The 12289-nt window shown below is 43.4% G+C and carries 13 protein-coding genes; 9 read left to right on the plus strand and 4 right to left on the minus strand.

Annotated elements, in window-relative coordinates; translation table 11 throughout:
* The first annotated feature begins 7 nt into the window (after positions 1-7).
* Together IWT5_RS06740 and IWT5_RS06745 are read left to right on the plus strand one after the other, a co-directional pair.
* The gene (locus tag IWT5_RS06740; protein ID WP_089109189.1) at positions 8-997 is read left to right on the plus strand and encodes a C40 family peptidase; all 990 of its coding nucleotides are present in this window, start codon (positions 8-10) and stop codon (positions 995-997) included.
* A gap of 200 nt (positions 998-1197) precedes the next feature.
* Positions 1198-1407: a hypothetical protein gene (locus IWT5_RS06745; protein ID WP_089109190.1), complete on the plus strand. Its 210-nt coding sequence runs from the start codon at positions 1198-1200 to the stop codon at positions 1405-1407.
* 69 nt (positions 1408-1476) lie between these two features.
* Here the strand turns inward: IWT5_RS06745 and IWT5_RS06750 are convergent, their stop codons facing one another.
* From IWT5_RS06750 to IWT5_RS06760, 3 genes are all read right to left on the minus strand, one after another.
* The gene (locus IWT5_RS06750; RefSeq protein WP_089109191.1) at positions 1477-2445 is read right to left on the minus strand and encodes a diacylglycerol/lipid kinase family protein; all 969 of its coding nucleotides are present in this window, start codon (positions 2443-2445) and stop codon (positions 1477-1479) included.
* Positions 2446-2624: 179 nt separating this feature from the next.
* A complete protein-coding gene (gene rnjA, locus IWT5_RS06755; RefSeq protein ID WP_089109192.1) occupies positions 2625-4301 on the minus strand; it encodes a ribonuclease J1 in 1677 nt (558 codons plus the stop codon).
* Positions 4298-4516, minus strand: a complete 219-nt coding sequence (locus tag IWT5_RS06760) for a DNA-directed RNA polymerase subunit epsilon (RefSeq protein WP_089109193.1) — start codon at positions 4514-4516, stop codon at positions 4298-4300. Before IWT5_RS06760 ends, rnjA begins: the two co-directional genes overlap by 4 nt.
* Positions 4517-4768: 252 nt before the next feature.
* Here IWT5_RS06760 and IWT5_RS06765 point away from each other — a divergent pair, with 252 nt between their 5' ends.
* The gene (locus IWT5_RS06765) at positions 4769-5269 is read left to right on the plus strand and encodes a hypothetical protein (RefSeq protein ID WP_089109194.1); all 501 of its coding nucleotides are present in this window, start codon (positions 4769-4771) and stop codon (positions 5267-5269) included.
* An 82-nt stretch (positions 5270-5351) separates the two neighbouring features.
* Here IWT5_RS06765 and def read toward each other — a convergent pair whose 3' ends face one another.
* On the minus strand, positions 5352-5909 hold the full coding sequence (def, locus tag IWT5_RS06770) for a peptide deformylase (RefSeq protein WP_089109195.1): 558 nt from the start codon (positions 5907-5909) through the stop codon (positions 5352-5354).
* A 296-nt stretch (positions 5910-6205) separates the two neighbouring features.
* On the opposite strand from def, the gene pdhA reads away from it, so the two are divergent.
* The 6 genes from pdhA (at position 6206) to IWT5_RS06800 (ending at position 12264) form a co-directional block, all read left to right on the plus strand.
* A complete protein-coding gene (gene pdhA, locus IWT5_RS06775) occupies positions 6206-7321 on the plus strand; it encodes a pyruvate dehydrogenase (acetyl-transferring) E1 component subunit alpha (protein WP_089109196.1) in 1116 nt (371 codons plus the stop codon).
* Between the two features lie 2 nt (positions 7322-7323).
* Positions 7324-8301 (plus strand): alpha-ketoacid dehydrogenase subunit beta, encoded by a 978-nt coding sequence (locus IWT5_RS06780; protein ID WP_089109197.1) that lies wholly within the window; start codon positions 7324-7326, stop codon positions 8299-8301.
* A gap of 38 nt (positions 8302-8339) precedes the next feature.
* On the plus strand, positions 8340-9644 hold the full coding sequence (locus tag IWT5_RS06785) for a 2-oxo acid dehydrogenase subunit E2 (RefSeq protein WP_089109198.1): 1305 nt from the start codon (positions 8340-8342) through the stop codon (positions 9642-9644).
* Between the two features lie 7 nt (positions 9645-9651).
* Complete coding sequence (gene lpdA / locus IWT5_RS06790) at positions 9652-11076, plus strand: dihydrolipoyl dehydrogenase (protein WP_089109199.1); 1425 nt, start codon at positions 9652-9654, stop codon at positions 11074-11076.
* Positions 11077-11186: 110 nt separating this feature from the next.
* Positions 11187-11474, plus strand: a complete 288-nt coding sequence (locus tag IWT5_RS06795) for a UPF0223 family protein (protein ID WP_225360243.1) — start codon at positions 11187-11189, stop codon at positions 11472-11474.
* 4 nt (positions 11475-11478) lie between these two features.
* On the plus strand, positions 11479-12264 hold the full coding sequence (locus tag IWT5_RS06800) for an inositol monophosphatase family protein (RefSeq protein ID WP_089109201.1): 786 nt from the start codon (positions 11479-11481) through the stop codon (positions 12262-12264).
* Positions 12265-12289 lie beyond the last annotated feature (25 nt).

Here is a 12289-nt window from a genome sequence, read left to right on the forward strand (position 1 = left end):
ATCGGATTTGGGAAAACAACACACAACCGCTAAAGTTATCACTGCTGGTGTGATTGGAGCAGCTGGTTTTATGCTAGCCGGTCCAGTTCAAGCCAGTGCTAAGACAGTTACTGTCAAACCCGGGGATACAGTTTGGAAGATTGCCAATAAATATGGCGTGTCGATTAGTTCGATTGAAAAAACTAATCACTTGAATAAAGATATGATTTTTGCAGGTCAAAAGATTGTCTTAGGAGCTGCGTCAGCTAACACAGCTGTCAAACAGACAACTACTAGGGTGCAAAAACCGACAACCGTTAAAGCACCAAAAGTTAGTGCTGCTACTTCATCACTTAAAACTAAAACAACAGCCTCAGCCTCTACATACACTGTTAAGTCAGGGGACACGCTGAACAAGATCAGTTCAAAGTTAGGGATAACTGTAAAACAATTACAGTCTTTGAACCATCTTAGCGGCAGTACCATCTATGCTGGTCAAAAATTAGTCTTGAAGGGTGCGGTGGCTAAGCCATCGACAACGGTTAAACCCGTTGCCAAGGTAGCTGCGACTAAGAAGCCTGCTACATCTAAACCAGCTGCAGTTAAAACACCAACGACGCACAAAACCGTTAAAGCAGATGCTGCTGGTGCACCAGTCACCTCAGTGACGAGTTATGCAGTCAAACTAGCTTCACAAAAGATTCCGTATGTTTGGGGTGGCTCTTCACTTCATGGCATGGATTGTTCTGGTTTTACGAGCTATGTATACGCGCACACCGTTGGCACTGCTTTACCTCATAATACTGTTGCCCAAGAAGCACATGTTTCGATGCATTCAGTGAGTCAAGCGGTTCCTGGAGATCTGTTATTCTGGGGCGCTAAGGGTGCCACTTACCATGTTGCTATTTATATTGGGAATAATCAGTTTGTTGCTGCCCCAGAACCTGGTGAAAACGTTCAGATTCAATCAATCAGTTCATACTTTAAACCAAGTTTTGCTGGTACTGTCAACAGCTAAAATTTTATATTTGAATTTGCTATTTTATGGCTCGACGTTTGTTAATCAAGCGATCGAGTCATTTTTAGTGAATTTTAATTTCAAAAAAATGAAAGCCTTTTTCTGTTAAAAGGTGGTTCACAAAGTTTATTTTTGGTGTTATAGTCTTTCTTGTCTTAAAAATGGTAACAAATATTATATCAATAAGAAGGCGTATACTCATGAGTAATCGTTTTGAGATCCTCACCGAATATCGGAAAACAAACGAACAATTAGATGAATTAAAGGCCACTGAAGCTCGGCAGGTTGAACCGTGTCATCACGAGACGATTACAATTGAGCCGAAGTATGGTCGACAGATGCAAGAGCTTTCTGCTAAGTGCGACTATTTGAACATGATTCTTGAAGCGATGGCTGCTTCGGAAGATTAATTTAAGGACAACAAAAAGAAACCGCGTTAACAGTAACGAGACTGTTAACGCAGTTTTTGCTTTTCAGGATCAAATGGTTGGGTCAATCCAAAAGGGATATTGGTTTGTTTCAAAGTAAGTATCCCAATAGCGGCCGCCCATTTCTTCGCCATCAATTTGACCATATTCAATAGAAGGAACGATCAAATGAATTTTACTATTGTGGTAATGATGGACTGATTTTAGTTTTAAATGTTTTCCCATCGATAACATTAATGATATAAAGAGCAGTTTAAAAATGTTGGCTTTTTCAATCACGACCAGATCTAAATTAGGGTCATTGACAGAGGCTGGTGGCATAATCTTAACGCCACCACCGAAGTAGGGGTGATTCGTGACGGTAACCAAGTAAGCGTGAGCATAGATATCTCTGCGTTGTCCAATGTGGACAGTGAGCGGGAAAGCTTCTTGGTTGTAAACGACGCCAATAATGGCTGCAAGATAACTCAAGGCACCTAGATGAAGCCGGTTGAGCAAACTTTTCGTTTGTGTTCCGTTCGCGGAGGTCACCACGGCGGCGTCAAAACCAATGCCAACGTTATTCGTGAAAACGCCGTGGGTCTGTTTATTCGTATCAAAGTAAGTGCCCACTGTTAGCCAGTTTTCAGCGGTACAATCCAAAATCTGGTTTAAGGCCTCGTGCCAGTTAATCGACATTTTGATGCCCCTTGCGAAATCATTGCCAGATCCAACTGGTAGGTAGGCCACCGGAATAGGATGCTCCAAATGAGCATCAACTAGTCCTGAGATGGCTTGGTGAAGCGTGCCATCACCACCAACCGCTAAAATAACCTGGCGGGGTTGTTTTGAAGGTGCGTCATCAGCATGAGCTTTGGCAAATTGATTTGCTAAGAGTTGAGCATGTCCGGAATAGTTCGAGCGCGCGATTTTATAATCGACTTGACGTTTATCTAGCTCAGCCTTTATCTCCGGCCAGAGCGTTTTAACGCTGCCGCCACCGGCAAACTCATTTAAAATGATGTAGTAACTAACTGACACCTAACTCATCCTCCAATAGCTTACAAAAATCATACTTTCCTATTATAGCCGACTTTACGCAGATGGGCTATATTGAAGTCTTGAGTTTTGGTTAGAATGTAATGAGAATCTTGTGTTAACCGGTTTATTGGGTCACAAAAAGGTCAGCCGCTAAAAACGGCTGACCTTTTTAAATTGGATTAATCCATAATTAACATTGGTAAAATCATTGGGTGACGTTCAGTCTTCTCATAGAGGAAGTTTTGTAAGTCATCAATGATGGCATTGCGAATAGAAGCTTCATTTGCTTTCTTAGAACGCATTGCCCGTCTAATCGTAGAAAATACCAGGCGACGGCCTTCGTTCAATAATTCGCCTGATTCGCGCATGTAGACAAAGCCACGTGAGAGGAGATCTGGACCAGCTTGAATAATCTTGTCATTCAAATTGATCGTGGCCACAACAACCACTAAACCTTCTTCAGAAAGCAATTGGCGATCACGTAAAACAACGTTACCAATATCACCGATTCCGCTGCCATCAATGTAAACATCTCCAGCAGTAAAATGACCGGCGATCCGTGCTGAATCTTTGGTCAGTGCAAGAACATCACCATTTTCCATAATGAAACTATGGTCAAGTGGCACGCCACATTGTTCCGCAAGTTCAGTATGAATCTTAAGCATCCGGTACTCACCATGAATTGGCATGAAGTACTTAGGCTTCATTAAACGCAGCATCAGCTTTTGTTCTTCTTGGCCACCATGACCAGAAGTATGAATGTTATTCACTTTACCGTGAATGACATTAGCGCCGGCTTCTTCAAGTTCATTAATCACATGGTTAACACTGACGGTGTTACCAGGGATTGGATTACTTGAAAAGACCACGGTGTCATCAGGCTGAATTGAAATCTGACGGTGGGTACCATTGGCAATCCGTGAAAGGGCAGCCATTGGTTCACCTTGAGATCCGGTACATAAGATCATGACCTTATTGGCGGGCAGGTTGCGTAATTCGTTTGCATCAACAAGCGCATCATCTGGGATATTTAAATATCCTAGTTCACGACCGTTGACGATAGCAGCCTCCATGCTTCGACCGAAGACCGCAATTTTACGGCCATGGGCTAACGCAGTTTCACACGCAGTTTCAATTCTTGAAATGTTGGAAGCGAAAGTCGCAAAAATAATCCGGCCATCAACCTGGTCAAAGATCCGCCGAATTGATTTACCGACCCATTTTTCAGACTTGGTCCAAATTGGCCGTTCAGCGTTAGTACTATCTGACATCAGGCACAAAACACCTTCCGCACCAAGCCGAGCCATCTTTTGAAGATCAGGCGGCTGGTTAGTAACGGGAGTCAGATCGAACTTATAATCCCCAGTCTGGACAATGACCCCAGATGGTGTATGCACAGCAACACCTAAAGTATCGGGAATTGAGTGGGTCGTTCGGAAAAATTCCACACTCGTTTTTCGGAACTTCAGAACGGTATCATCACTGATTTCGTGAAGTTCAGCTGTTCTCAGTAAGCCGTGCTCGTCCAACTTATTCTTGATTAGCGCAAGCGCTAGTGGTCCAGCATAGACTGGCACATTTAAGTCCTTTAATAGGTAGGGGACACCACCAATATGATCTTCATGACCATGGGTGATGACCAGTGCTTTGATCTTTTGCTGGTTGGCGATTAAATAATGATAGTCCGGAATAACGTAGTCAATTCCCAGTAATTCATCTTCTGGGAATTTAATTCCGGCATCAATCAAAATGATTTCGTCCTGGAATTGAATACCATATGTATTCTTCCCAATTTCGCCTAAACCACCAACGCCAAAAATCGCTGTTTCGTTATTTTTGACGTTTAATTTTTTCATTTATTGAACTCCGTCAACTTGTAGTCCGGGTTTTCTTGTTCGTATTCAAGGAACTTGCCCTCAAGTGGTTCGATGAATTCGATGTTATGCTTGGTGTTTTCAGCAACTAATGCGCGTGCTTCAACTTCCGTAGCAGCATCAATATAAAGCGACTTCGTATCCTCCCGTTTAGGGTTACGAACTTGGTCTTCTTGATAGTAAACTTTAAAAATCATAATGAAATTGTCTACTTCCTTTCTATAAATACAGTTTTTTACTGCATTGATCGTTAAGCGATCTTTTATTTGTACCGAACGTCTCGTTGTTAATGAACAACAGTTGGTAACATATTATCATATATGAATAAAATTGTATAGTTTTCCCGTCAGGCAGTTAGCGTTGTATGGTCTGCTTTCATAAGGCTTTCTGCAGAATGCAGGAGTTGAAATATAAATTGTGGTAGTATGAATTTAAAAGGAGGGTTCACCATGGATCGAACAACAACCATTCTAATCGCGATCGTCGTTGCGGTTTGTTTATACCTGCTGATTTACCACTTGATTGTTCGTCGTAATACGAATAAAGCACAGAGTGAGGCACTTGAGCAAACTAACGTTGCTGTTAAGGTGGCCCTCCAGCGGTTAGCCGATGAACACTTTATTGTGAGCCCAGCGACGGTGTTGGACGCAAACGTGATCCCGGATGGCTGGGGCAGAGGTGTGATGGCGTTTGAATATTTGTTGCTGATCGACCAGGTAACGGATGACCAGCTGCCTATTCTAAGGCAGCGCTTAAACCATATTCTGGCTGAGTTTTGTCAGGATCATCACGTACCATCAGCAGTAGAGCCGGGTGATTCGGCTTTTCTGGTGACGGATGTTTGGCGGCATACCAAGCGAATCCATTTGGGAGTTGCCTACCTTGTTAATGAAGCAACGATTGAATATATTCAAGATTTGCACCGGCTGGATCCCCAGACAAAAAGTTAATTAATGACAACTAAAAACAGCTTACTGATCAGGTTTAACGCTGGTCGGTAAGCTGTTCTTTTATCTCATCATAGTTGAAAGGTTACTCAAACATAATGGTATCATCGCTAACCTCATATGGGTTTTCCTTATTGATGTGATCGTAAAAGAGAATCCCGTGAAGGTGGTCGATTTCATGCTGGCAAACAATAGCCGGATAATTTTTTAGCCGAACCTTATGCGTTTCTCCCTTAGTATCTTGATAACGCAACGTAATGCGATCATGACGTGGGACAAACCCAGGAACTTCTTTATCTACTGATAAGCAGCCTTCACCCTCGGTTAACGCACCATTTTGAACTGAGTGGCTAATGATAACCGGGTTGATAATCACATCAGTGAAAGGGGACTTAGCGCCTTCTTCCGCTGGAACCAAAACAGCGGCCATCATTTTTGACACACCGACTTGGGGTGCAGCTAACCCAACTCCAGCCCGAAGACCGTACTTTTCGCATAACTCTGGATCCTGACTAACTTTTAAATATTCCATCATATCGTCAGCCAACTTCTGATCCTCATCTGACAATGGAAAACTGACTTTGGCAGCTTCTTGTCGGAGTACTGGATCGCCGTCTCTGACGATGTCTTTCATTAAAATCACGAAAATTACCTCCGAAATTGAAAAAACAAGTGCTTTAACAACTAATTCTAGCATATAAGAGAATAAAAATGAAATGAAAAAAATGTGAAGAAAAGCACAATCTTTTTTTCAGAAAAGGGGATTCCCACCCTCATGGGCAACTCGGTCGCTTTTGCGTTGTAAAAGTAATGAAAGGGCTTGCATGAATCCTGAAAGCGTGTTAATTTAAGAGTGTAGTTGAGAAAGGCAAACGGTTTCAAAACTATGAAAGTGGTTTTGAAACTGGTTGCATACAAACGGAAAGGAAAGTGTTAGTTATGGCGAAGAAAACTGGGCAAGTAATTGATTTCGCGTCAATTAAAGCCACGATGAGCGATCCGTATAAGAAAACGTTCCAAATTGTGGACAAAGATGCGAAGATCGTGAATCAAGAACTTTTCGATACTTTTTCAGATGATCAATTAGTTGATTTCATGAAAAAGATGGTTTGGGAACGTACATTGCATGAACAAACAATGAACTTCTCTCGTCAAGGTCGTTTGGGCTTCTATGCTCCAACCTATGGTGAGGAAGCAAGTGAAATGGGGTCTGTATCCGCATTTAAGGATCAAGACTTCCTGTTCCCTGCCTACCGTGACTTGCCACAATTAATCCAACATGGCGCTTCAGTTGCTCAAGGCTTCTTATGGTCAAAGGGTAACGCCGTTGGTGATGACTATGGTGAACAACGTAACTGGTTCCCACAAATCATCATTGGTGCACAATATGTTGAAGCCGCCGGTGCCGCTTTAGGTATTAAGAAGAACGGTGAAAAAGATGCCGTATCATTCGTATATACCGGTGATGGTGGTACATCACAAGGTGACTTCTATGAAGGTGTCAACTTTGCATCTTCATTCCAAGCACCTGCCGTATTCATGGTTCAAAACAATGGCTGGGCTATTTCAGTTCCACGTTACAAGCAAACTGCAGCTGAAACCTTAGCACAAAAAGCCGTCGCAATGGGTGTTCCATCAATCCAAGTTGATGGTATGGATATCTTAGCAACTTACATCGCTACTAAAGAAGCACGTGAATTTGCTGCTGCAGGCAATGGTCCAGTATTAGTTGAAACGTTGACTTATCGTTACGGTGCTCACTCAAGTGCTGGTGATGATCCTAGTCGTTACCGGACTAAGGAAGAAGAAAAGCCTTGGTTCGATGCCGATCCTTTGATTCGGATGCGTAAGATTTTGACCGACAAGGGATTATGGTCACAAGACCAAGAAGACAAGCTTGTTGAGGAATACAAGGACAGCTTTAAAGCATCAATGAAAGAAGCTGAAAATACACCTACGCAATCAGTTGTTGATATGTTGAAGACGACGTTCGAAGAACCAACTCCACAAATCAAAGCTGACATTGCAAGATTCGAAGCAAAGGAGTCGAAGTAACCATGGCTAAATTAACTTATATCAAAGCGATTACAGATGGTTTAGACGTTGTATTAGGCGAAGATCCGAAAACGTTGATCTTCGGTGAAGATGTTGGTAAAAACGGTGGTGTGTTCCGTACTACTGAAGGCCTTCAAGACAAGTATGGTGAAGACCGTGTATTCGATACACCATTGGCTGAATCAGGGATTTTAGGTTTATCAATTGGTCTAGCTGCAACTGGCTGGCGTCCAATTCCTGAAATCCAATTTATGGGCTTCACCTTTGAAGGTGTTGACTCAATCGGTGGTCAAATGGCACGTAACCGCTTCCGCTTTAGCGGCAAGCGCGCAATGCCAATTACCATCCGGACACCATTTGGTGGTGGGACTCACACCGCTGAAATGCATGCCGATAACCTTGAAAACTACTTCGTTGGCACCCCAGGTCTGCGGGTTGTAACACCTGCTAACCCATACGATGCTAAGGGTATGGTTATCTCAGCCGTTGAAAACAACGACCCAGTGCTCTTTATGGAAAACCTGAAACTTTATCGTTCAATGAAGGATGAAATTCCAGAAGGCAAGTACACTGTTCCACTAGACACTGCTAAAGTTGTTCACGAAGGCTCTGACATTACCATTGTTGCATACAGTGCCGAAGTTAACGAAGCCTTGAAAGTTGCTGACAAATTAGCCAAGGAAAACATTTCTGCTGAAGTTATTGACCTTCGTTCATTGTCACCAATTGATACTGATACGATCTTCAAGTCAGTTGAAAAGACTCACAAAGTAGTTGTCGTTCAAGAAGCTCAAAAGATGGCTGGTGTTGGTGCTCAAGTTACTGCTGAGATCGCTGAAAATGCCATCATGAACTTGGACGCACCAATCGGCCGTGTTGCCGCTCCAGATAGCGTTTACCCTTGGGCTCAAGTTGAAAACGACTGGATTCCAAATGCTGACGACATCGAAGCTAAAGCACGTGAAATTTTGAATTACTAATTCTAAAGACTACTTTGTAATAGAAAGGAAGTTTTTCCATGGCTTATGCATTCAAACTCCCAGAGCTTGGTGAAGGTATGGCTGAAGGTGAAGTTGCAACATGGGATGTAAAAGAAGGAGACACCGTTAAAGAAGACGACGTTTTAGTCGAAATTCAAAACGATAAGTCTGTTTCTGAACTACCATCACCAGTGGCTGGTACTATTAAGAAAATTGTTAAGCAGGAGGGTGAAACTGCTGAAATCGGTGACACATTGGTTGTGATCGATGATGGTTCACCTGATACACCTGACGATGATGCATCATCTGATGCTTCTGCTGATGAAGCACCTAAAGAAGAGGCTGCACCAGAACCCGCACCAGCTGCTGCTCCGGCCGCTGCCGCTGCACCAGCTGCACCAACAGGTGTGCCTGCACAGTCTGATCCTAACAAGATGGTTTTGGCAATGCCTTCAGTCCGTCAATATGCACGTGACAAGGGTGTTGACATTACTGCCGTAACCCCAACAGGGAATCATGGCCAAATCTTGAAGGCTGATATTGATAACTTCAACGGTGCTGCTGCACCAGCTGGTGCTCCTGCAGCTGCTGCTGCACCTGCCGCAGCTCCAATCAAGCCTTACAAGGAAGCTCAACCTGATCTTGAAACCCGTGAACCAATGTCAATGACTCGTAAAGTTATTGCAAAGGCAATGCGGACTTCAAAGGACATTTCACCTCATGTAACTTCATTCCAAGACGTCGAAGTTTCTGCTTTGATGGCTAACCGGAAGAAGTACAAGGCAATGGCTGCAGATGAAGATATTCATTTGACCTTCTTACCTTACATTGTTAAGGCTTTGGTTGCTGTTTTGAAGAAGTTCCCAGAATTCGATGCTTCAATTGACAGCACAACTGATGAAATCGTCTACAAGCACTACTACAACATTGGAATTGCAACTGATACTGATCACGGTCTATATGTGCCAAACATTAAGAACGCTGATTCCAAGGGTATGTTCGAAATTGCTAAAGAAATTGCTGATAACACCCAAGCGGCTAAAGACAACAAGTTGAGTGCTGATCAGATGTCTGGCGGTTCAATCACCATTAGTAACGTTGGTTCAATTGGCGGTGGCTTCTTCACTCCAGTTATTAACCAACCAGAAGTTGCAATCTTAGGTGTTGGTAAGATTGCTAAAGAACCATATGTCAACGAAGATGGTGAAATCGAAGTTGGCAACATGCTGAAGTTATCATTAAGCTACGATCACCGTTTAATCGATGGTGCCTTAGCTCAACGTGCTTTGAACATGTTAAATGATTTGCTTCATGAACCAGAATTGTTATTAATGGAAGGATGATCCTTATATGTCAGATGCTGAAAAACGTGACACTGTCATCATTGGTGGGGGTCCCGGCGGCTATGTAGCTGCCATTCGGGCTGCTGAACTCGGCCAAAGTGTGACGGTTATTGAAAAGAACAAACTCGGCGGTGTATGTTTAAACGTTGGTTGCGTGCCTTCAAAGGCCTTGATTAACGCTGGTCACCGTTTTCAGGATGCTAAGGATGCTTCAACCTTTGGGATTACCACTCAAGCACCTTCGATTGACTTTACCAAGACGCAAGAATGGAAGCAAAAGAAGGTTGTTGATCGGATGACCGGTGGTGTCACCATGTTGCTGAAGAAGCACAAGGTTGACGTCATCGATGGCGAAGCCGTACTTGATTCAAACACCAAGTTACGGGTCGTTTCAACCGGTCCTAAGCAATTCATGAGTGCTGATGATGGGTTGACCATTGAATTTAAGAACTTGATCATCGCAACTGGTAGTCGTCCAGTTGAAATTCCTGGATTCAAGTTTGAAGGTCGGGTCGTTGACTCAACCGGCGGCTTGAACTTACCAGAAATTCCTAAAGAATTCGTTGTCATTGGCGGTGGCTACGTTGGGACTGAATTAGCAACTGCATATGCTAACTTGGGTTCACACGTTACAATCGTTGAAGGTACCGATTCAATTCTGCCTAACTTCGATAAGGACATGGTTCAAGTTGTCCTTAAGCAAATGAAGAAGAAGGGTATCGACGTTGTTACTGGTGCCATGGCAAAGAAGGCTGTTCAAGACGACAGCAGCGTCACAGTCACTTACGCTGTAGGTGACAAGGAATCAACTATTAAAGCTGATTACTGCATGGTCACTGTTGGTCGTAAGCCAAATACCGACAACATTGGTCTGGAAATGACTGATGTCAAAGTTGGCGATCATGGTTTGATTGAAGTTGACCAGCAAGGTCGTACTTCAGTTCCAAACATCTTTGCCATTGGTGATATTGTTCCAGGTCCAGCATTGGCTCACAAAGCCTTCTTTGAAGGTAAAACTGCCGCTGGTGCTATCTCTGGTAACAAGACCGCTAACGATTGGGTTGGCGTTCCAGCCGTCTGCTTTGCGGACCCTGAACTTGCCACTGTCGGCATGACACAAAGCGAAGCTAAGGATAAGGGCATTGCAGTTTCTACTGCAAAGTTCCCATTCGCTGGTAACGCACGTGCCGTTTCACTTGATCAACCAGATGGCTTTGTTCGTTTGGTAACGACCAAGGATGACAATCATAATCTTGTCGGCGCCCAAGTCGTTGGACCAGGTGCTTCAGATTTGATTGCTGAATTGAGTTTGGCTGTTAACAGCGGCATGAACGCTGAAGACATTGCCTTGACAATTCACCCGCACCCAACATTGAGTGAACCAGTTCAAGAAGCTGCTGATATTGCAATTGGTTACCCAACTCATATCTAAGCTAACTTGTTCTGTAAAACAACAGGAGGAACTAGGCTGTGTGCCTAGTTCCTTTTTGCTGTATAATAAATGAGTAGAAAGATATCAAATTAAGTAAACGGGGTGCCATTTTGAAAAACTTTAGTTATCCCTTAGCTTCAGACTGGACGACTGACGAAATTGTGACGGTGACGACTTTTTATGGGTTGATTGAAGATGCTTACGAATTATCCCAAGGGGTCCAAATCAATGCCTTATTATCTGCGTATGCGGATTTCAAAAAGGTCGTACCATCCAAATCGCAGGAAAAACAGCTTGGTAAGCAGTATGAACAGTTAACCGGCTACAGTTGGTATCAGACACTGAAAACTGCTCGTGAGACCGCCAAAAAGTCGGTTAAAATGATGATTGGAGGCTAGGCCAATGAATGTAACGGAACTTCACCGAATTGATCGCACGGTCAAACAATGGCTGCAGACGTCCCGCAACTTTATTTTGGCTAAAATGAACGAGAATTTGAACGTTGCAGAAAAGTCTAGTCGAAAAGATCTCGTAACAAACGTTGATAAGGAAAACGAAAAGTTACTGATCAGTAAGATTCGAACATTTGCTCCGGATAGCCAAATTCTCGGTGAAGAGGGGTTTGGCGATCAGATTCGGCAGACGAAAGGCTGGGTCTGGGTTGTTGATCCCATTGATGGCACGATGAATTTCGTTAAGCAGCGCGATCACTTCGCGATTATGATTGCACTCTACGTCGATGGGCAAGGTGTCCTGGGTTACATCTACGACGTCATTAATGACCAGCTGTTCTCAGGTGGTCCAGAGATTGGCGTTTTTCAAAATGATGAGCGATTAGCTGCACCGAAAAATATCGGTTTACGTGATGGCCTCGTCAGTTTAAGTGGGCCAATGGTGATTCACGATCGGTTTAATTTTCAAAAAGTGGCAGAGACCAGTTCGGGTTTAAGAATCTATGGTTCTGCAGGAATTGAAATCACTCACTTATTAAAGGGAGAAATCGTCGCATACGTTTCATACCTGAAGCCGTGGGATTTTGGCGCAGGTAAGATTTTGGCAGAAAGTCTTGGACTTGCGGTGTCAACGGTTGACGGACAGGCTCTAGATATGCTATCATCAGACTTCGTAATGGTAGCAACGGTACAAGCACAACAAGACATTCTGCCAATCATCGGTTCAAACGTCTGACTGTGACGCTGGTCACAGTTTTTTT

It is taken from the genome of Secundilactobacillus mixtipabuli, assembly GCF_002217925.1.
Lineage (GTDB): Bacteria > Bacillota > Bacilli > Lactobacillales > Lactobacillaceae > Secundilactobacillus > Secundilactobacillus mixtipabuli.